The organism is Streptomyces echinatus, from assembly GCF_014203595.1.
GTDB classification, from domain to species: domain Bacteria; phylum Actinomycetota; class Actinomycetes; order Streptomycetales; family Streptomycetaceae; genus Streptomyces; species Streptomyces echinatus.
In genome coordinates, this window is sequence record NZ_JACHJK010000007.1 from 309,676 (window position 1) to 330,081 (window position 20,406).

The 20,406-nt window shown below is 70.2% G+C and carries 17 protein-coding genes, 2 tRNA genes and 1 pseudogene; 8 read left to right on the top strand and 12 right to left on the bottom strand.

Annotated elements, in window-relative coordinates:
- Positions 1 to 59: 59 nt before the first annotated feature.
- From FHS34_RS21245 to FHS34_RS21255, 3 genes are all read right to left on the bottom strand, one after another.
- Positions 60 to 872, bottom strand: coding sequence for a hypothetical protein (locus FHS34_RS21245; RefSeq protein ID WP_184967749.1), 813 nt, complete (start codon positions 870 to 872; stop codon positions 60 to 62).
- 380 nt (positions 873 to 1,252) lie between these two features.
- The gene (locus FHS34_RS21250; protein WP_184967751.1) at positions 1,253 to 2,692 is read right to left on the bottom strand and encodes a DUF2252 domain-containing protein; all 1,440 of its coding nucleotides are present in this window, start codon (positions 2,690 to 2,692) and stop codon (positions 1,253 to 1,255) included.
- A 525-nt stretch (positions 2,693 to 3,217) separates the two neighbouring features.
- A tRNA-Leu gene (locus tag FHS34_RS21255) sits at positions 3,218 to 3,301 on the bottom strand.
- A 511-nt stretch (positions 3,302 to 3,812) separates the two neighbouring features.
- Here FHS34_RS21255 and FHS34_RS21260 point away from each other — a divergent pair.
- The 6 genes from FHS34_RS21260 (at position 3,813) to pknB (ending at position 12,079) form a co-directional block, all read left to right on the top strand.
- Positions 3,813 to 4,682: an FHA domain-containing protein gene (locus tag FHS34_RS21260; protein ID WP_184967754.1), complete on the top strand. Its 870-nt coding sequence runs from the start codon at positions 3,813 to 3,815 to the stop codon at positions 4,680 to 4,682.
- Positions 4,683 to 4,692: 10 nt separating this feature from the next.
- Positions 4,693 to 5,223, top strand: coding sequence for an FHA domain-containing protein FhaB/FipA (locus tag FHS34_RS21265; protein WP_184967755.1), 531 nt, complete (start codon positions 4,693 to 4,695; stop codon positions 5,221 to 5,223).
- A gap of 92 nt (positions 5,224 to 5,315) precedes the next feature.
- Positions 5,316 to 6,926, top strand: a complete 1,611-nt coding sequence (locus FHS34_RS21270; RefSeq protein ID WP_184967756.1) for a Stp1/IreP family PP2C-type Ser/Thr phosphatase — start codon at positions 5,316 to 5,318, stop codon at positions 6,924 to 6,926.
- Positions 6,927 to 6,953: 27 nt separating this feature from the next.
- Positions 6,954 to 8,396 (top strand): FtsW/RodA/SpoVE family cell cycle protein, encoded by a 1,443-nt coding sequence (locus FHS34_RS21275; protein ID WP_184967757.1) that lies wholly within the window; start codon positions 6,954 to 6,956, stop codon positions 8,394 to 8,396.
- Positions 8,393 to 9,874, top strand: coding sequence for a peptidoglycan D,D-transpeptidase FtsI family protein (locus FHS34_RS21280; protein ID WP_184967759.1), 1,482 nt, complete (start codon positions 8,393 to 8,395; stop codon positions 9,872 to 9,874). Before FHS34_RS21275 ends, FHS34_RS21280 begins: the two co-directional genes overlap by 4 nt.
- A gap of 195 nt (positions 9,875 to 10,069) precedes the next feature.
- Positions 10,070 to 12,079, top strand: coding sequence for a Stk1 family PASTA domain-containing Ser/Thr kinase (pknB, locus tag FHS34_RS21285; protein ID WP_184967761.1), 2,010 nt, complete (start codon positions 10,070 to 10,072; stop codon positions 12,077 to 12,079).
- Between the two features lie 96 nt (positions 12,080 to 12,175).
- On the opposite strand, the gene FHS34_RS21290 is transcribed toward pknB, so the two are convergent.
- The 6 genes and pseudogenes from FHS34_RS21290 to FHS34_RS21315 form a co-directional block, all read right to left on the bottom strand.
- A complete protein-coding gene (locus FHS34_RS21290; protein ID WP_184967763.1) occupies positions 12,176 to 12,928 on the bottom strand; it encodes a class E sortase in 753 nt (250 codons plus the stop codon).
- 27 nt (positions 12,929 to 12,955) lie between these two features.
- On the bottom strand, positions 12,956 to 14,089 hold the full coding sequence (locus FHS34_RS21295) for a class E sortase (protein WP_184967765.1): 1,134 nt from the start codon (positions 14,087 to 14,089) through the stop codon (positions 12,956 to 12,958).
- A complete protein-coding gene (locus FHS34_RS21300; RefSeq protein ID WP_184967766.1) occupies positions 14,086 to 14,724 on the bottom strand; it encodes an aminodeoxychorismate/anthranilate synthase component II in 639 nt (212 codons plus the stop codon). Before FHS34_RS21300 ends, FHS34_RS21295 begins: the two co-directional genes overlap by 4 nt.
- A complete protein-coding gene (locus FHS34_RS21305; protein ID WP_184967768.1) occupies positions 14,721 to 14,882 on the bottom strand; it encodes a hypothetical protein in 162 nt (53 codons plus the stop codon). Before FHS34_RS21305 ends, FHS34_RS21300 begins: the two co-directional genes overlap by 4 nt.
- Before the next feature lie 62 nt (positions 14,883 to 14,944).
- Positions 14,945 to 15,634: a class E sortase gene (locus FHS34_RS21310; protein ID WP_184967770.1), complete on the bottom strand. Its 690-nt coding sequence runs from the start codon at positions 15,632 to 15,634 to the stop codon at positions 14,945 to 14,947.
- A 20-nt stretch (positions 15,635 to 15,654) separates the two neighbouring features.
- A pseudogene (locus FHS34_RS21315) lies at positions 15,655 to 16,444 on the bottom strand (DUF881 domain-containing protein).
- Positions 16,445 to 16,595: 151 nt separating this feature from the next.
- Here FHS34_RS21315 and crgA point away from each other — a divergent pair.
- A complete protein-coding gene (gene crgA / locus FHS34_RS42665) occupies positions 16,596 to 16,850 on the top strand; it encodes a cell division protein CrgA (RefSeq protein WP_061922326.1) in 255 nt (84 codons plus the stop codon).
- Positions 16,851 to 17,132: 282 nt separating this feature from the next.
- Here the strand turns inward: crgA and FHS34_RS21325 are convergent, their stop codons facing one another.
- Both FHS34_RS21325 and FHS34_RS21330 read right to left on the bottom strand, forming a co-directional pair.
- Positions 17,133 to 18,023: a rhomboid family intramembrane serine protease gene (locus FHS34_RS21325; protein WP_184967772.1), complete on the bottom strand. Its 891-nt coding sequence runs from the start codon at positions 18,021 to 18,023 to the stop codon at positions 17,133 to 17,135.
- Between the two features lie 120 nt (positions 18,024 to 18,143).
- Positions 18,144 to 18,674 carry a peptidylprolyl isomerase gene (locus tag FHS34_RS21330; protein WP_184967774.1) on the bottom strand — a complete coding sequence of 177 codons (531 nt, stop codon included), beginning with the start codon at positions 18,672 to 18,674 and terminating at the stop codon, positions 18,144 to 18,146.
- A 271-nt stretch (positions 18,675 to 18,945) separates the two neighbouring features.
- Here FHS34_RS21330 and FHS34_RS21335 point away from each other — a divergent pair, with 271 nt between their 5' ends.
- Positions 18,946 to 19,647: a DUF5324 family protein gene (locus FHS34_RS21335; protein WP_184967776.1), complete on the top strand. Its 702-nt coding sequence runs from the start codon at positions 18,946 to 18,948 to the stop codon at positions 19,645 to 19,647.
- Positions 19,648 to 20,212: 565 nt separating this feature from the next.
- Here FHS34_RS21335 and FHS34_RS21340 read toward each other — a convergent pair.
- Positions 20,213 to 20,285: transfer RNA gene (locus FHS34_RS21340), tRNA-Ala, on the bottom strand.
- Positions 20,286 to 20,406: the final 121 nt, after the last annotated feature.

Sequence of the window (20,406 nt, forward strand, 5' to 3'; positions counted from 1 at the left end):
TTCATGGCCCCGACGCTACCCGAAGCGAGGGCTTCGCAGCCCTGGCCCGGCTGGACGGCTCAGCCCTGCCCCAGCAGAGCGGCCAGCTCGGCCTCGCGCTGGGCGATGTCGGCGCGCAGCCGGTCACCGATCTCCTCCAGCAGCCCGTCCGGATCGTCCGGAGAGAGGCGGAGCAGGCCCGCGATCGCGCCTTCCTCCAGCTCACGGGCGACCAGAGCGATCAGTTCCTTGCGCTGGGCGAGCCATTCGAGGCGGGCGTACAGCTCCTCGGCGGGGCTCGGACGGCGCTCGGGCGGCACCGGCCCGGCGGCCCACTCCTCGGCCAGCTCCGTGAGAAGGGTCTCGTCACCGCGGGCGTACGCGGCGTTGACCCGGCTGAGGAACTCCTCGCGCCGCTTGCGCTCCTCTTCCTCCTGGGCCAGGTCGGGGTGCGCCTTGCGGGCGAGGTCGCGGTAGAGCTTGCGGGCCCCCTCGCTGGGCCGCACCCGCGGCGGGGGCTGCACCGCCTGGCCGGTGAGCATGGCGGTGGCCTCCGGGAACAGGCCGTCCCCGTCCATCCAGCCGTGCAGCAGCTCCTCCACGCCCGGGATCGGCTGCACGCGGGCGCGGGCCTCCTCGGCGAGGCGGAGGTCCTCGGGATCACCGGTTCGGGCGGCCTTCGCCTCGGCGATCTCCGCGTCCAGTTCCTCGATCCGGACGTAGAGGGGGCCGAGGCGCTGCTCGTGCAGGCGGGAGAAGTTCTCGACCTCGACGCGGAAGGTCTCCACAGCGATCTCGTACTCGATCAACGCCTGCTCGGCGGCCCGTACGGCCTGTTCCAGCCGTTCCTCGGGACGCGGCGGCCGGGACCGGTCGGCTTCGGGGGTCGTCACCCGCCCAGCGTAGCGCTGCGCTCGGCCTGGGCCGGGGTCCGAGGTTCCGGTCCGGTGAGGATGCGGTGGGCGTGGGTGGGGATGCGGTGTCTCGCCGTGGGGCGATGGGTCCGCTGCCGGGTGCCGGGCCGTCGTGGCCGCTCGCGCAGTTCCCCGCGCCCCTCAGGAAGCCGCAGTCACGCCTGCTCGACAGCCCCCACCGACCCCAGGAAGCGGCAGGCACGCCTGCTCAGCATCTGCCCACGAGCCTCAGGGAACTGCGGTATCGCCTGCTCGACAGCTCCCCACCGGCCTCAGGGAACTGCCCTCTCGCCTGCTCAGCACTGCCCGCGTCCCCACCCAGCTGCCGCGCCGTCCGCTCAGTGGCGGCCCGGGCTTCCTCACGCCTCCGTCTCGGCCGCCAGCCGGCCCGTGCGGATGGCTGTGAGGAGGTCGGTGTGGTCCGCCTCGGTGCGGTCGGCGTAGGAGACGGCGAACGTGGCGATCGCCTCGTCGAGCTCCTCGTTCTTGCCGCAGTACCCGGCGATCAGCCGCGGGTCGGCGCTGTGGGAGTGGGCGCGGGCCAGCAGCGCGCCGGTCATGCGGCCGTAGTCGTCGATCTGGTCGGTGGCGAGGGCGGCCGGGTCGACGCTGCCCTTGCGGTTGCGGAACTGACGCACCTGGTACGGGCGCCCCTCGACGGTGGTCCAGCCGAGCAGGATGTCGCTGACGACCTGCATCCGCTGCTGGCCGAGGACCACCCGGCGGCCCTCGTGCGCGACCGGCCGGGTCGCGAGCCCGGCCGTGGCCAGGTGCGGGACGAGCACGGAGGGCCGGGCCTCCTTCACCTGGAGGACCAGGGGCTCTCCGCGGTGGTCGAGCAGCAGGACGACGTACGAGCGGGTGCCGACACTGCCGGTGCCCACCACCCGGAAGGCGACGTCGTGCACGGCGTGCCGGGCCAGCAGCGGGCGGAGGTCCTCGCCGAGGGTGTCGACGTACGGCTCCAGGGCCGCGACGACCGCCGCGGCCTCGGCGTCCGGGATGCCGCGCAGCACCGGCGGCGCGGGCACGAACCGGCGTCCGCCGTCCTCGGCCGCCTCGGTCGACTTCGCCGCGAACCGGCCGCTGGTGTTGGACCGGGCCTTCTCCGAGACCCGCTGCAGCGTGCCGAGCAGGTCGTGGGCGTCGGTGTGGGAGACCAGTTCCTCGTCCGCGATGGCGTTCCAGGCGTCGAGCGCGGGCAGCTTCGCGAGCAGCCGCATGGTGCGGCGGTAGGCGCCGGCCGCGTCGCGGGCCGCCGCGTGGCAGGTGTCCTCGTCGGCGCCCGCCTCCCGGCCGGCGAGCACCAGCGAGGTCGCGAGCCGCTTCAGGTCCCACTCCCAGGGGCCGTGCACGGTCTCGTCGAAGTCGTTGAGGTCGATCACGAGGTCGCCGCGGGCGTCGCCGTACAGCCCGAAGTTGGCCGCGTGCGCGTCCCCGCATATCTGGGTGCCGATCCTGGTCAGCGGAGTGCGCGCGAGGTCGTACGCCATGAGCCCGGCCGAGCCGCGCAGGAAGGCGAACGGGCCGGCTGCCATCCGGCCCACGCGGAGCGGGGTCAGCTCGGGGATGCGGCCGGCGTTGGACTCGGTCACCGCGCTCACCGCGTCGGGCCGGGCGGGGTCAAGGTCGAGGGCGCTGTGCGCGGAGCGGGGCACGCTCGACCGGAGCGCCTTGCCCTCCTCCTTCGGCGAACCCTGCGAGCCCCGCGGCGGCCACTCGGCGAATCCGCGCACCCGGGGCAGCCGGCGCGCCGCCCGGTCCGCCACGTCCGCCGCTCCCACACCGGTTCCGGTCACCGTGACCGCCTCCCCCGTACTGTCCGCACGCCGTGAACAGGCGTCCCCACGAACATCAACTCGAAGAGACCGTACAGCCGGTGGCCGAAACGCGTCAGACCCTGTGGACAACTCCGCCGGACGGCCACCGGGGAACGGCCCCCCACGGCCTCACCCGCCGCATCACCCCGCCGCCACCGCCCCGCCGGCACCGCCCTGCGACCCCGCCGCGAAATGCCCTGCCGCCCCACCTGATTGGGGACGCACGCGGAGAGCGCGCCGACGGAAGACACCGCGCACACCGCCCACTGCACCCACCCGCACCACCCGGGTGACCCGGCTCTCATGAGGCGGACGCCACCCCGTGACACCGGTCATGTGACCCGCGCCTCGCCCGGCCGCCACCTGCCCCCGCACTCGACGCACCGTCAGTCCGCACTGCCCCCACCGGCCTGAGAGCTTGCTCACAGCCGAGGCCCCCACGCGCGGGCGGCACGAAAACGACCAAGGGCCCATCGTTTTCACGATGGGCCCTTGGCCTCTGTGTGCGCGAGGGGGGAGTTGAACCCCCACGCCCTTGCGGGCACTGGAACCTGAATCCAGCGCGTCTGCCTATTCCGCCACCCGCGCATTGGGTGTGTCTTCCGTTTCCCGCCCTTTCGGGCCGGCCCCTTCCGACACCCAGAACATTAGCACGTCGTACGGGGTGGATTCACATCGCTTCCCGCCCGCCCGCCTCCGCCTGCCCGGCCCGCACGCAGGCCCCCGGGACCCCGGCGCGCGCCGCACGCACCGCGCCCGCCGCGCCCGGAAACACCCGCACCTGCACCCGGCGGACCGTGCCGTGGCTCACGTGTCCCGTACGTATCAAGGAGACACGCCTCACGTATCAACCTCGTACCGGTCCAGGTCATCTGCCCAGGAGACGGACCGGGTCCACAGCCGGGTGCGGGACACTGGTCTTCGCCCCCCTCTACGATCCATGGCAGCGGGACACGCGCCGAGAGTTCGAAGGGGAGCCGCTCGGGGAACCGGCTGATTGACGGGCGCGTAGATACGATCAGTGAGCAGTACCGGCAGTACCCGGCACGGCAGCGGCACAGAGCAGGCAAGACGACGGCAGGGACGGAGGAGGTGCCCCATGGGAGTCCTGAAGAAGTTCGAGCAGCGTCTCGAAGGTCTGGTGAACGGCACCTTCGCCAAGGTGTTCAAGTCCGAGGTCCAGCCCGTGGAGATCGCCGGAGCGCTCCAGAGGGAGTGCGACAACAACGCGACCATCTGGAACCGCGACCGCACCGTCGTACCCAACGACTTCATCGTGGAGCTGAGCGCGCCCGACTTCGAGCGCCTCAGCCCCTACTCCGGGCAGCTCGGCGACGAGCTGGCCGGCATGGTGCGCGACTACGCGAAGCAGCAGCGCTACACCTTCATGGGGCCGATCAAGGTCAACCTGGAGAAGGCCGACGACCTGGACACGGGTCTGTACCGGGTGCGCTCGCGCACCCTCGCCTCCTCCAGCAGCCAGCAGGGCGCGCCGGGGGCGGCCCCCGGCGCTCCGGCGGCCGGCCGCCCCGGCCAGCCGGCCCCCGGCGGCTACGGCTACCCGCCCGCCGCCCCTGCCGGCGCCCCCCCGATGCCGTCCGCGCCGCCGCCCGGCGCCCGCCCCGGCGGATACGGTTACCCGCAGCCCGCCACCCAGCGGCCCGCCGCGGCCCCGATGAGCGGCGCGCGGACCCGCTACTGGATCGAGATCAACGGCACCCGCCATCAGATCTCCCGCTCGACGCTCGTGCTGGGCCGCAGCACCGACGCCGACGTGCGGATCGACGACCCCGGCGTCTCCCGCCGGCACTGCGAGATCCGGACCGGAACGCCCTCGACGATCCAGGATCTCGGCTCCACCAACGGCATCGTGGTGGACGGGCAGCACACCACCCGCGCTACGCTCCGCGACGGCTCGCGGATCGTCGTGGGCAGCACCACCGTTATCTATAGGCAAGCCGAAGGGTGAAGCGGGGGCAATGTCAGAGCTGACCCTCACGGTCATGCGGCTGGGTTTCCTGGCCGTACTGTGGCTGTTCGTGATCGTGGCCGTGCAGGTCATCCGGAGCGACCTGTTCGGTACGCGCGTCACTCAGCGCGGATCGCGTAGGGAAGCGTCCCGGCCGCAGCAGTCCGGCCGGCAGCAGGCCCGGCAGCAGGCCACGCCGCCGCCGCAGCGCGGCCAGCAGGGCGGCGGTGGCCGCCGCGGCCGCAACGCCCCCACCAAACTGGTCGTGTCCGAGGGCACACTGACCGGCACCACCGTGGCGCTGCAGGGGCAGACGATCACGCTGGGCCGGGCCCACGACTCCACGATCGTGCTGGACGACGACTACGCCTCCAGCCGTCATGCCAGGATCTACCCCGACCGCGACGGCCAGTGGATCGTCGAGGATCTGGGCTCCACCAACGGCACCTACCTGGACCGGTCCCGGCTGACGACCCCGACGCCGATCCCGCTGGGCGCACCGATCCGCATCGGCAAGACCGTCATCGAGCTGCGGAAGTAGTGCTACATCATGAGTGAGCGCGAGCGGAGCGAGCACGCAGCGGCAGGCCGCCACCCGGTCTCCGGCGCGCTCCCGACCGGAGGGTGGGCAGTGTGGCTCGACACGACCGGCTGTACCCGGAGCCGACAGGCGAGGTGCGCATGAGTCTGTCCCTGCGCTTCGCCGCCGGATCGCACAAGGGCATGATCCGGGAGGGCAACGAGGACTCCGGTTACGCCGGTCCGCGCCTGCTCGCCATCGCCGACGGCATGGGCGGCCAGGCGGCCGGCGAGGTCGCCTCCTCCGAAGTGATCTCCACCCTGGTCGCGCTCGACGACGACGTGCCCGGCTCCGACCTCCTCACCTCCCTGGGCACGGCCGTGCGGCGTGCCAACGACCAGCTGCGCACCATGGTCGAGGAGGACCCCCAGCTGGAAGGCATGGGGACGACCCTCACCGCGCTGCTGTGGACCGGGCAGCGGCTCGGCCTCGTGCACATCGGCGACTCCCGCGCGTATCTGCTGCGTGACGGCGTCCTCACCCAGATCACCCAGGACCACACCTGGGTGCAGCGGCTCGTCGACGAGGGCCGGATCACCGAAGAGGAAGCCACCACCCACCCGCAGCGCGCCCTGCTGATGCGCGCCCTCGGCAGCGGCGACCACGTCGAGCCCGATCTGTCGATCCGCGAGGTCCGCGCCGGCGACCGCTACCTGATCTGCTCCGACGGCCTCTCCGGCGTCGTCTCCCAGCAGACCCTGGAGGAGGCTCTCGCCAGCTACCAGGGCCCGCAGGAGACCGTGCAGGAACTGATCCAGCTCGCCCTGCGCGGCGGCGGCCCCGACAACATCACCGTCATCGTCGCCGACGTGCTCGACCTGGACACCGGCGACACCCTCGCCGGGCAGCTGTCCGACCAGCCGGTCGTGGTCGGCGCCGTCGCCGAGACCCAGCACCACCTGCACGACAACGGCATCATGCAGACGCCGGCCGGCCGAGCCTCCCACCTGGGCCGTCAGGGCCGGCGGCACGGCGGCGGCGAGTTCGGCCCGCCCGGCTCCGGCGACACCACCGGCTACATCCCGGCCGACGACTACGCCGACGACGACTTCACCAAGCCGCGCAAGCGGCGCTGGCTGAAGACCTCGCTCTTCGGCGCCCTCGCCCTCGCCGTGATCGGCGGCGGCCTGTACGGCGGCTACCGCTGGACGCAGACGCAGTACTACGTCGGCACCAAGGACGAGCACATCGCGCTGTACCGCGGGATCAGCCAGGACCTGGCCTGGGTCTCGTTGTCGAAGGTGGAGAACGACCACCCCGAGATCGAACTCAAGTACCTGCCGCCGTATCAGCAGAAGCAGGTGAAGGCCACGATTCCGGAGGGCGGTCTGGAGGCGGCCCGGACGAAGGTCCAGGAGCTGGCCGTGCAGGCGTCCGCCTGCCGCAAGCAGACCGAGCGCCAGGCCGCCGAGGAGGCGCGGCGCAACGCCAAGAACGGTGGCAAGGACAAGACCACCGGCTCCGGCACCGCGCGCAGCACCACGGGTGCCGTCACGCAGACCGCCTTCACCAAGGCCTCCCCGACGCCGAACCCTTCGGCCTCGAAGACGTCCCCCACGCCCCCTTCGAAGTCTCCGTCCACGACCCCGTCCGCGACCCCCAGCCCCGGCCCCACTCTCTCGGAGGATGAGCAGAAGGTCGTCTCGCTGTGCGGTAAGCAGTAGGCAAGCCGTGAGAGGCCCTGTCACACGATGAGCAGTACTACGAACTCGCCGACGCATCACACGTCCACGATCGGCGCCATCGGCGCCCCGAGCCGCCGCAACACCGAGCTGGCCCTGCTGGTCTTCGCCGTGGTCATCCCGGTGTTCGCCTACGCCAACGTGGGCCTGGCCATCGACGACCAGGTGCCCGCGGGCCTGCTGAGCTACGGACTCGGCCTCGGTCTGCTGGCCGGCGTCGCCCACCTCGGGGTGCGGAAGTTCGCGCCCTACGCCGACCCGCTGCTGCTGCCGCTGGCCACCCTGCTGAACGGGCTCGGTCTGGTGTGCATCTGGCGGCTGGACCAGTCGAAGCTGCTGCAGTCGCTGCCCAACTTCGTCACGGCCGCGCCCCGCCAGCTGCTGTACACCGCACTGGGCATCGCCCTGTTCGTCGTGGTGCTGATCTTCCTCAAGGACCACCGCGTCCTGCAGCGCTACACCTACATCTCGATGTTCGGCGCCCTCGTGCTGCTCATCCTGCCGCTGGTGCCGGGCCTCGGTGCCAACATCTACGGCGCAAAGATCTGGATCCGGGTGCCCGGCCTGGGCTCGCTGCAGCCCGGTGAGTTCGCGAAGATCGTCCTCGCCGTCTTCTTCGCCGGCTACCTGATGGTGAAGCGGGACGCCCTGGCCCTCGCCAGCCGCCGCTTCATGGGGCTGTACCTGCCGCGTGGCCGCGACCTCGGTCCGATCCTGGTCGTCTGGGGCATCTCGATCCTCATCCTGGTCTTCGAGACCGACCTCGGCACCTCGCTGCTGTTCTTCGGAATGTTCGTCATCATGCTGTACGTCGCCACCGAGCGGACCAGCTGGATCGTCTTCGGTCTGCTGATGTCCTCGGCCGGTGCCGTCGGCGTGGCGAGCTTCGAGCCGCACGTGAAGATGCGTGTCCAGGCGTGGCTCGACCCGATGAAGGAGTACACCCTCAGCCAGCAGGGCGTGCTCGGCCACTCCGAGCAGGCCATGCAGGCCCTGTGGGCCTTCGGCTCCGGCGGCACGCTCGGCACCGGCTGGGGCCAGGGCCACTCGGACCTGATCAAGTTCGCCGCCAACTCCGACTTCATCCTCGCCACCTTCGGCGAGGAACTGGGGCTCGCCGGCATCATGGCGATCCTGCTGGTCTACGGCCTGATCGTGGAGCGCGGCGTGCGCACCGCCCTCGCCGCCCGCGACCCGTTCGGCAAGCTGCTCGCCATCGGCCTGTCCGGCGCCTTCGCCCTCCAGGTCTTCGTGGTGGCGGGCGGTGTCATGGGCCTCATCCCGCTGACCGGTATGACCATGCCGTTCATGGCGTACGGCGGTTCCTCCGTGCTGGCGAACTGGGCGCTGATCGCCATTCTCATCCGCATCAGCGACACCGCCCGGCGCCCGGCGCCCGCCCCCGCCAGCAACCCTGATGCCGAGATGACCCAGGTGGTCCGCCCGTCATGAACAAGCCCCTGCGCCGTATCGCGATCTTCTGCGGTCTCCTCGTGCTGACCCTGCTCCTGCGGGACAACTGGCTCCAGTACCTCAAGTCCGACAGTCTCAAGGAAGACCCCAAGAACCGCCGCGTCACGATCGCCCGCTACGCGACGCCGCGCGGCGACATCATCGTCGACGGCAACCCGATCACCGGGTCCGTGGAGTCGAGCAAGACCGGCCTGAACGACCTGAAGTACAAGCGGACCTACAAGAACGGCGCCATGTGGGCGCCGGTCACCGGCTACGCCTCGCAGGCCTTCGGCGCCACCCAGCTGGAGTCCATCGACGACGGCATCCTCACCGGCAACGACGACCGGCTGTTCTTCCGCAAGACCCTGGACATGATCACCGGCAAGGAGCAGCAGGGCGGGAACGTCGTCACCACGCTCAACGGCGCCGCCCAGAAGGCCGCCTTCGAGGGCCTGAAGAAGCAGGGCGGCAAGGGTGCCGTGGTCGCCCTGGAACCCTCCACGGGCAAGATCCTGGCGCTGGCCTCCTACCCGTCGTACGACCCCTCGTCCTTCGCGGGCAACAGCGACGACGACGCGGCGGCCTGGAAGAAGCTCCAGAAGAAGTACGACCCCAACGACCCGATGCTGAACCGGGCGCTGCGCGAGACCTACCCGCCGGGCTCCACCTTCAAGGTGGTCACGGCCGCGGCGGCGCTGGAGAACGGCAAGTACACCTCGGCCGACCAGAAGACCGACTCGCCGCTGCCGTGGGTCATGCCGGGCACCACGACCCAGCTGAAGAACGAGGGCAACATCCCGTGCAAGGACGCGCCCATGCGGGTCGCGCTCCAGTACTCCTGCAACACCGTCTTCGGCAAGATCGGCTCCGACCTCGGCAACGACAAGATGCTCGAGGAGGCGAAGAAGTTCGGCTTCGACACCGAGCAGTTCACGCCGGTCCGCGCCACCGCGTCGGTGTTCTCCGACGACATGAACCAGTCGCAGACCGCGCTGTCCTCCATCGGCCAGTACAACACCGCCGCCACCCCGCTGCAGATGGCCATGGTCGCCTCGGCGGTCGCCAACGACGGCAAGCTGATGAAGCCGTACATGGTGGACGAACTGGAGTCCAACCTGGACCCGATCGCCAAGACCGAGCCGGAGGAGCTGAGCCGGCCGCTGTCCGCGGAGAACGCGCAGATCCTGCAGGACATGATGGAGACGGTGGTCGAGAAGGGCACCGGCACGAACGCCAAGATCGACGGCGTGAAGGTCGGCGGCAAGACCGGTACCGCCCAGCACGGTGTGGAGAACAGCGAGAACCCGTACGCGTGGTTCATCTCCTACGTCAAGCAGAGCGACGGCAGCTCGCCGGTCGCCGTGGCCGTGGTGGTCGAGGACGAGAGTGCCAACCGCGACGACATCTCCGGCGGCGGCCTGGCGGCGCCGATCGCGAAGAACGTCATGGAGGCGGTCATCAACTCCAGGAAGTGACCGCCGACGGCCACCGAGAGTGACACCTCTCACATCCCCTTCACATCGTTGCACGTTGCGATACCGGTCCTGTATCGGGTTACGGGCTTGGCCAGGTCACACAGAACGAGCCGGGTACGGTAGGCCCGGACGGCAGCCTCCGGCCGCGCACGCAGATGCGTGGCCGGGACCGACGGAGAGGGCTGGTAGGTAGCTATGGAAGAGCCGCGTCGCCTCGGCGGCCGGTATGAGCTGGGCCAGGTGCTCGGCCGCGGTGGCATGGCGGAGGTCTACCTCGCGCATGACACCCGGCTCGGCCGCACCGTGGCGGTGAAGACGCTGCGCGCGGATCTCGCGCGCGACCCGTCCTTCCAGGCCCGGTTCCGCCGGGAGGCCCAGTCGGCCGCCTCGCTCAACCATCCCGCGATCGTCGCGGTCTACGACACGGGCGAGGACTACATCGACGGGGTCTCCATCCCGTACATCGTGATGGAGTACGTCGACGGCTCCACGCTGCGCGAGTTGCTGCACTCCGGCCGCAAACTGCTGCCCGAGCGCGCGATGGAGATGACCATCGGCATCCTCCAGGGCCTGGAGTACGCGCACCGCAGTGGCATCGTCCACCGCGACATCAAGCCGGCCAACGTCATGCTGACCCGCAACGGGCAGGTCAAGGTCATGGACTTCGGCATCGCCCGCGCCATGGGCGACTCCGGCATGACCATGACGCAGACGGCGGCGGTCATCGGCACGGCCCAGTACCTCTCGCCGGAGCAGGCGAAGGGCGAGCAGGTCGACGCGCGGTCCGACCTCTACTCGACCGGCTGCCTCCTCTATGAACTGCTGACGGTGCGGCCGCCCTTCGTGGGCGACTCCCCGGTGGCCGTGGCCTACCAGCACGTCCGTGAGGAACCGCAGGCCCCGTCCGTCTTCGACCCCGAGATCACGCCCGAGATGGACGCGATCGTCCTCAAGGCGCTGGTCAAGGACCCCAATTACCGCTATCAGTCGGCGGACGAGATGCGCGCCGACATCGAGGCGTGCCTGGACGGCCAGCCGGTCGCGGCCACGGCCGCGCTGGGCGCGGTGGGCTACGGCGGCTACCCCGACGACCAGCCGACGACCGCGCTGCGCTCGGACGCGGGCGCGGGAGCGACCACGATGCTCCCGCCCATGAACGCCGACGACGGCGGCTTCGGCTACGACGACCGTCCGGACCGCCGCCGCCAGCAGAAGAAGTCCAACACCTCCACGATCCTCCTGGTGGTCGCGGGACTCCTGGTGCTGGTCGGCGCGATCCTGATCGGCAAGTGGGCCTTCAGCGGCGGGAACAACGACCAGTCGTTCAAGGCGCCGAACTTCGTCGGACACACCTTCGCCGAGGCCCAGAAGATGGCGGCGAACTCCGATCTGAAGCTGGCCTCGCCCACCCGCGACGAGTGCGCGGACCAGCCGAAGGGCAACATCTGCTCCCAGAACCCCGAGGCGGGCACGGACATCGAGAAGGGCGCCACCGTCTCCCTGGTGATCTCCAAGGGTGCTCCGAAGGTCCAGGTGCCGGACGTGCTCGGCGCCCAGGCCGACCAGGCGGAGGCCCAGCTCAAGGAGAAGGGCTTCAACGTCGAGAAGAGGTTCGAGGTGTCGGACCGCACGCCCGGCGTCGTCACCGACCAGGACCCGGACGGCGGCACCAGCCAGGAGAAGGGCACGACGATCAAGCTCACGGTCGCCAAGGCCGAGGAGAAGGTCGCCGTCCCCGACGTCACCGGCAAGTCCTGTGACGAGGCGAAGGCCGAGCTCCAGGCCAAGGGCCTGGTGCCGAGCGCCAGCTGCACCGAGACCCCGGTCACCGACCCCGCCCAGGACGGCAAGGTGCAGAACACCAACCCTCCGGCGGGCCAGGAAGTCGTCAAGAACACCAACGTGGTGATCAACGTCGGCAAGGTCCAGCAGCAGCAGACGCCGGTGCCGAACGTCGTCGGCCAGCGGGTGAAGGACGCCAAGAACCTGCTTCAGCAGGCCGGCTTCAAGAACATCCAGTTCGCCCCGGGCAGCGCCGGCGACGACAACGCGTTCGTCACCCAGCAGGATCCGCCGGCGAACACTCCCGCCGACCCGAACAACACGACGATCACGCTGACGACCGTCTCCTTCGGCGGCGGCGGCAACGGGAACGGCAACAACGACAACGGCGGTCCGACCATCTTCGGCGGCACCGACGGCTGACGCCTCCGGCACACAGTCGTGGGCCCCGTCCGGGAGATCTCCCGGACGGGGCCCACGTCGTTCCGCCGTCCCGCCACGGGCTCGGGCGGCACGAACTCAGTCGAGCAGCTCCTTGGGGGGAGTGCGCTCGCTGTCCACCTTCTGCACGCGGACCAGCTCGCCCCACACCACGTACCGGTAGCGGGAGGTGTAGACGGGCGTGCAGGTCGTCAGGGTGATGTAGCGGCCGGGCTTCTCCTTGCCGGACTCCTCCGGGACCGACGACAGCACCTTGACGTTGTACTTCGAGGTCTCCGGGAGGATCGAGTAGACCTTGTAGACGTACCAGTCGTCCCGCGTCTCGAAGACGATCGGGTCGCCCTCCTCCAGCTGGTCGATGTTGTGGAACTTGGCGCCGTGCCCGTCCCGGTGGGCGGCGACGGCGAAGTTGCCCTTCTTTCCCGTCATGGGCAGCGTGGCCTTGACCGGGTCGGTGTAGTAGCCGGCCACACCGTCGTTCAGGACGTCCGTGCCCGTGCCCTTCTCGACCAGCACCTCGCCGTTGTCCATCGCCGGCACGTGGAGGAACCCGATGCCGTCCTTGGTGTCGAGCGCGCCGGGACCGGAGTCCTGACCCTGCGCCCAGTGCTCGCGCACCTTGCCGGCCTGCCGGTCGGCCTTGCGGTCCGCTATCACGTTCGTCCACCACAGCGAGTAGACGACGAACAGGCCGAGCAACACGCCCGCCGTGATGAGGAGTTCTCCGAAGACGCTGACCGTCAGCGCGATCCGGCCGGGGCGGCGGCGCGGCTCCGGATCCGGTTCGGACGCGTCCGTGGTCTCGTCGGTCTCGTCGGCGGTCGCTGCCACAGTTCCTCTGCCCTTACTCGATGAGCCCTACTCGATGAGCGCGTCCGGCTTGCCCTGGCTGCGCGGGCGTTCCTGGACCATTTTGCCCCAGACGATCAGCCGGTACTTGCTGGTGAACTCCGGCGTACAGGTGGTGAGCGTGATGTAGCGGCCGGGCTCGGTGAAGCCGGAGCCCGGGGGAACCGGGTTCAGCACACCCGTGTTCGACGGCGGGGTCACCGGAAGCATCGAGGTCACCTTGTACACGAAATAGGTGTCCTGCGTCTCGACGACGACCTCGTCACCGGCCTTGAGCCGGTTGATGTACCGGAACGGCTCACCGTGCGTGTTGCGGTGCGCCGCGAGGCCGAAGTTGCCGGTCCTGTCCTGCGGCATCGCCGTCTTCAGCGGAGCCTCGCCGTAGTGCCCGACCATGCCCTTGTCGAGCACCTTCTTGTTGCTGACGCCCTCCGCGATGGGCGCCACCACGTCCAGCTTCGGGATGTGCAGGATGGCGAAGCCCTGCCCCGGCTCGAAGACGCCCGGACTGCGCTTGCCGCTGGCCCAGTCGTCCTGGAGCTGGTGCGTCTCGCTGCCCGCCTGCGCGTGGGCGCGGACGTTGGTCCACCACAGCTGGTAGGTGACGAACAGCAGCATCAGCACGCCCGTGGTGATGAACACCTCGCCGATGGCGCGGCTCGCGACGGTCGCCGGGCTCGGCTTGCGCAGCCGGGCCTGCCGCCGGGCCTCCACCCTGGTCAGGGGCCGCTCGGAAGCCCGCTGCGCCGGGGCGGCCGCCGTCTCCCGGGGACCGCCGCCGTGCCGGCCCCCGCCACGCCGCTTGGCGGCCTTTCTCCGGGCCGCACGGCCGCCCGGGGTGACTTGGGTGCCAGAAGGGGCCGAGGAGGCCCCAGCGGCCCGTCCGGCCCCGCTCCGCCGGTGGAATTCCTCCGCCCCCGGGACGCGCAGCGCCATCGTCTCGTCGTCGACGGCGGGCAGCGGCGCCGTGAAGTCCTCGGCCGCCGTGCGGGACGGCACGGTCGGGCCGTCCGCGGCCACCCGGGGCATCGGGGCCGTCGGCGGGTCCGGCCGGCGTCCCGTGTACGACCGCGCACCGCCGGAGGACTTGTACGGTCTCTCCCCGCCGTACAGGTCCTCGCGCTCGGGGCGCAGGGCGGTCACGCCGTGGCCCTGCCCACCACCGGGGCGAGCCCCGCAGACCTCGCCACGGCACCGTGGTCGCCGCACTCCACCAGCCAGTTGGCCAGCATCCGGTGTCCGTGCTCGGTCAGCACCGACTCGGGGTGGAACTGCACACCCTCGACCGGGAGCTCCCGGTGCCGCAGGCCCATGATGATGCCGTCGTGGGTGCGGGCGGTCACCTCCAGCTCGGCCGGGACCGTCGCCGGTTCGGCGGCCAGGGAGTGGTAGCGGGTCGCCGTGAAGGGCGAGGGCAGGCCCGCGAAGACGCCCTTGCCCTCGTGCTCGACCGGCGAGGTCTTGCCGTGCAGCAGCTCGGGCGCCCGGTCGACCACACCGCCGTAGGCCACCTGCATCGACTGCATGCCGAGGCACACCCCGAAGACCGGCACCCCGGTCGCGGCGCAGTGCCGGACCATGTCCACGCACACGCCGGCCTGCTCAGGCGTCCCCGGCCCGGGTGAGAGCAGCACGCCGTCGAAGCCGTCCTGGGCGTGTGCCGTCGACACCTCGTCGTTGCGCAGCACCTCGCACTCGGCGCCCAACTGGTACAGGTACTGGACGAGGTTGAAGACGAAGCTGTCGTAGTTGTCGACGACGAGAATCCGCGCACTCACTGGTTGTCCACCGTCACATCGTTGAAGGGCAGCAGCGGTTCGGCCCACGGGAAGACGTACTGGAAGAGGACGTAGATCACGGCCAGGACCAGTACCAGCGAGATGACCGCCTTCACCCACGCGTTCCCCGGCAGATGCCGCCAGATCCAGCCGTACATGCCGTCCCTTGCCGTCCCTTCCGTATCCCTACGGCACCAGACCCACGCCGTACGTCACCAGACTAACGGCGCAGAGCCTTCGGTTCGCCTGCCTCCACAGGCTGTGTGGAATCCAGGTGCGCCCAGACGATCAGCCGGTGACTGTGCCCCCATTCCGGATCACACGTGGTCAGCGTCAGATACCGGCCCGGACGCGTATACCCGGACTTACGTGGGACAGGGTCGATCACCTCGACGTCGGTGGGCACGGTTTTGTAGGGCCCTTTGTCGATCCGATACGTGAACCAGGTCGTGCCGTCCGTGAGCACCACCGGGTCGCCCGGCCGCAGCTCCGGGAAGTCCTTGAGCGGGTCGCCGTACGTCCGCCGGTGCCCGGCGACCGCGAAATTCCCGGTCCCGCCGAGCTTCGCGGTCCCCCGATAGTGGGCGAGTCCCTTGGCCAGGACATCACGACCGGTGCCCTCCAGCACCGGCTTGTTCCACGTGAAACCGAACCGCGGGATGTACATGATCGCGAAGGCCTCGCCGCGGCGGTACGGCTCCGGCCGCGTCGCGGAGACCGTCCGCTCGCCCGGTCCGTCCGTCGGCCGCACGCTCCCCCGGGACCACTGCCGGTGCAGCTGGTCGATCTGGTCGCTCATCGCGGCGTCCGCGCGCACCCCCGTCCAGAACAGCACGTAGACGACGAAGAGCACGATCAGGGTGCCGAGGGTGATGCACAGTTCGCTGACGGTCCTGATGATCACACGCACCGGCGGCTCCTGCCAGAGACCTACCTGTCCACGGGCTTCGCGTAGTGCAGATCCACTGTGCCGGAGTAGCCGGGAAGAGTCACCGTCCCGTCGTCGGCGACTTTCCAGCCGAGGCCGTACACGTTGACGTAGACCATGTACGTCTGGATCGCCTTGCTGTCGGCGAGCGACTGCTTGAGCCGGTCCGGGTCCCCGATCGCCGTGATCTTGTACGGCGGCGAGTAGACCCGGCCCTGGAGGATCAGGGTGTTGCCGACACAGCGCACCGCGCTGGTGGATATCAGCCGCTGGTCCATGACCTTGATCCCCTTGGCGCCGCCCTGCCACAGCGCGTTCACCACGGCCTGCAGATCCTGCTGGTGGATGACCAGGTAGTCGGGCTGCGGCTCGGGGTAGCCGGGGAGCTTGGCGGTGGCGTCCGGCGGGGCGTCGTTCAGGGTGACGGTGATGGCCTTGCCGGTCAGCTTCCGGGTGCCCGCCCGCTCCTCGAGGCCGCCTAGCTTCTCGTCCTCGGCCTTGGTGCTGCCGTCGTCGCTCTCGGCGAGTGACTCGACGCTGTCGCGCAGGGTCGCGTTGGACTCGTCCAGCCCCTTTGTTCTTGCGGCTGCGCTGCTGGATCAGGTCGGACAGCTTCAGCAGGGAGCCGTCCTGGCGGATGTCGGTGCCCTTGGCCGTGTTGAAGCTGGTGAAGAAGATCAGCCCGGCGAGGGCGAAAACGGCGGCCGTGAGCACCCGCACCGGCCGGAAACGCAGCCTGCGGGCGGGGCTGCCCGTTGATCCCGTCCCGGGGGAGTCGGCAGAATTGCTCAACGTACCCTTATCTCCTTCGGCGCCACGGAAGCACTACGCTAACGGACGCCCGGGGGAGTACACAGAGTCGTCATGTTGGCCGCTTGTACGCTGCCCGAGCCCGACCCAGTTCCCTGCGCGGCCACGCAGCGCATCGACAGGAGAGACCCTCGTGCCGAAGTCACGTATCCGCAAGAAGGCCGACTACACGCCGCCGCCGGCGAAGCAGGCTCAGGCCATCAAGCTCACCAACAGCGCGTGGGTCGCCCCGGTCATGCTGGCCATGTTCCTGATCGGCCTGGCCTGGATCGTCGTCTTCTACGTGACCGACGGTTCGCTGCCGATCGACAGCCTGGACAACTGGAACATCGTGGTCGGCTTCGGCTTCATCGCCGCCGGGTTCGGTGTCTCCACGCAGTGGAAGTAGCCAGGGCCGAAACAGCTCTCCCCAGGGCTATCCACTGAGTTATCCACAGCCGTTTTCCACAGTGGGGAAAAAGAACGACGATCTGTGGATAACCCGTCGGGTGTTGACGCCGGTGTGACTGGTCCAGCGTCCCTCAGACATCCGTTCGCCCCCTGTCCGACCTGCGGAAACACATCCGAGCGACAGGGGGCACAGCTGTGCCCGAACGGTGTGCACAAGATCCGCCACCCGCTGTGGACAACGGTTCGGTATCGACCTGTTCCCCAGCCCCTCAGGAGCCCCTCAGGTGAGCTGGGCCGTCCTGACCAGCACAAGGGCCAGGGCCAGTGCCAGAACGACGGCACAGGTGCCGTACTGCACCAGCGACCTCCGCTCGCGCGGCGCGTGGACCATCGCGTAGCCGGTGACGACACCGGCGACGAGCCCGCCGATGTGCGCCTCCCAGGAGATGTTCAGGGACGAGTTGAAGGTGAAGATCAGGTTGATCACCAGCAGCGCGAGGACCGGCCGCATGTCGTAGTTCAGCCGGCGCATCAGTACGGCGGTGGCGCCGAAGAGCCCGAAGATCGCGCCCGAGGCGCCGAGCGAGGGTTGGTTCGGTGCGGCGATCAGATAGGTGAGCGCGCTGCCGGCCAGGCCCGAGACGAAGTAGAGGGCCAGATAGCGGGCGCGGCCGAGGGCGGCTTCCAGGGGTCCGCCGACCCACCACAGTCCGAGCATGTTGAACACGATGTGCGCATAGCCACCGTGCAGGAACATCGACGTCAGCAGCCGGTAGTACTGCCCCTCGGCGACTCCCTGCACCCCGTCGAGGAAGGGGGCGTAGGCCTGGCCGATGAGTTCGAACCGGTTGGTGAAGCGGTCACCGACGGACAGCTGGACCAGGAAGACCGCGAGGTTGATCCCGATCAGGATCTTGGTCAGCAGCCGGGGGTCCGCCGTGACCGTGCCGCCGGCGACCGTTCGCGGGCGGGAGGCGCCCGGTGCGTGCCCCGTGCCGGAACCGCCGCGGACGCACTCCGGGCACTGGAAGCCGACCGAGGCGCTGACCATGCACTCCGGGCAGATGGGCCGTTCACAGCGGGTGCAGCGCACGCCGGTCTCGCGGTCCGGGTGCCGGTAGCACACGGGCACGCTGTGGGCGTCCTGCGTGCTCCCTGCGGCCTGCTCCATCAGATCCCCTTGCTTTTCGTGTCCCTGCTGACGCCACTATCCTGCCCCGCTCATCCTTACGGTCGAGCGGGACGTTTGGTTCCCCTCGGGAATCTCCGGTGAGCGGTGTGGCGGAGGGGCTCAGTCCGCGCGCGTCTCGATGACCACCGTCTCGATGACGACGTCGGTCAGGGGCCGGTCGTTGCGTCCGGTCGGCACGCTCGCGATGGCGTCGACGACCTTCCGGCCGGCCGGGCCGGTGACTTCGCCGAAGATGGTGCGCTTGCCGTTCAGCCAGGTGCTCGGGGTGACCGTGATGAAGAACTGCGAGCCGTTGGTCCCCGGGCCCGCGTTGGCCATCGCCATCAGATACGGGGTGTCGAAGGCCAGGTCCGGACGGCACTCGTCCTCGAACCCGTAGCCGGGGCCGCCGAGGCCGTTGCCCAGGGGATCGCCGCCCTGGATCATGAAGCCGCCGATGACGGAGTGGAAGACCGTGCCGTCGTACAGCCGGTCTCTGCTCTTCACGCCGGTGCCGGGATGCGTCCACTCGCGTTCGCCGCGGGCCAGCTCGACGAAGTTCCTGACCGTGACGGGAGCGCGCAGCGGGAAGAGCCGGACCTCGATGTCGCCGAGGGAGGTCTTCAGGGTCGCGTACAGCTGCTCGGCCACGGTCCGCCTTCCGTTGTCGTCCGTCGCACCTCGATCCTTCCACGCCCCCGGCCGCGCGTCGCCAGGCGGCCATGACTTCCGCCGGGCGGGCGGCGCGTCCCGGCGATTCGTGGCAGTGTCGACGACGGGCCCTTGTTGCCCGGAAGCACGCGGAAGGAAGCGATCGGCACCCATATGCCCGTCCGCGCATGCCGCACCGGCCCCGGGCAGGCATGATCCGTAAAAGGGTGGAAAGTCGAAATACCGTACGCCACCGAGGAGGAGGAAACCCGTGACCCGCATCGACAGCGTGCGCGCCGCGACCGGCTCGGCGAAGGACAGCGTGCTGCACGCCGCGGAAGTGGTGGCGCCCTACGCCGACACGGCCAAGGAGCGTGCCGCGTACTACGCGCAAGAGGCACGCGTACGGCTGGCGCCCGTGGTGTCGCAGGCCGCTGAGCAGGCCCGCGAGCAGTACGACGCCCGGCTCGCCCCGCGTCTGGAGCAGGCTCTCGCGCATGTGCCGCCGAAGGTGGACCTGGCCGCGCACGAGGCCGCCGTCCGTACCCGAAAGGCGGCCCGGCAGGCCGCCGACTACTCACGTCCCAGGATCGAGCACGCGGTGGCCGCGACGGCCCCGGTGCGCGACGAGGCCGCCGCGCGCGGCGCCGCCGCGCTGGCCGCGCTGCGCGGTCAGGTCTCGGCTCGGGACATCCAGAAGCTTGCCCGGCGGAACCAGCGGCGGTGCCGGGCCGGCCGTGCCCTGAAGTACACCGCGCTGCTGGCCGCCCTGGCGGGTGGCGCCTTCGCGGCCTGGAAGTGGTGGGACAAGCAGGCCAACCCCGACTGGCTGGTCGAACCGCCCGCGCCGACGGAGGTCCCCGACTCGCCCCACCTCACCTCCGTGGACGGCACCGGCACCTCGGGCCTGGACCCCGAGGTACAGGCGAAGCAGGCGGAGGAGGACGCGGCGGACCCCGACGATCAGGCCTGATCCCGTCCCTCCGGTTGTCCTCGACGGGCCCTCGCCGACCGTTTACCGGTCGGCGAGGGCCCGTCGGGCGTTTACCGGTCGCCGAGGGCCCGTCGAGTGTTTGTTCACGGCAGCAATGCCGTCGGCGGTGTTCCGGGCTGTGGACCGGGAGTGAAGCCCTGCGGATGCGAAGAGCCTGCGCCGGGCGGCGGCGGTGCGGGCGCCCGGGCGGCCACCTGGGCGTGCCCTGCTCGGTGGCCACGGGGATCTTCGGGGTGCCCGGCTCGCGCTGGGTCGGGCGGCTCACGGTGAGGCGGGCGGGCGTGTCGGCGGCCGGCACCAGGGTCGTGGCGGGCCACGGCGGGCCGTCGGCTGCCGTCGGGAGGAGCGCGACCGTCTTCCGGCCCGCGCCCGGGCGTCTCTTCCGGCGTCGGCTCCGGCGGCACGGGACAACACGGCGAACCGGCACAGGCGTTGGCCCGGCCACGGCGGGAAGGCGGCACCGATCACGCCCCGGCCAGGGCGACCATCGACGACAAAAGACCCCTCGGACCACGTTTCCGCAGGTCAGAGGGGTCTACCGGGGTGGAGCCTAGGGGAGTCGAACCCCTGACATCCGCCATGCAAAGACGGCGCTCTACCAACTGAGCTAAGGCCCCGGGAAGCAGCTCCCGGCCGGAGGGTGTGGATTCCGGCGGGTGCCGCAGACCAGAGTACCGGGTCACCCCCCGTATCCCGCAAAAAGATTGGGGGTCCCCGCGGATGACCACTCTCCGTAAG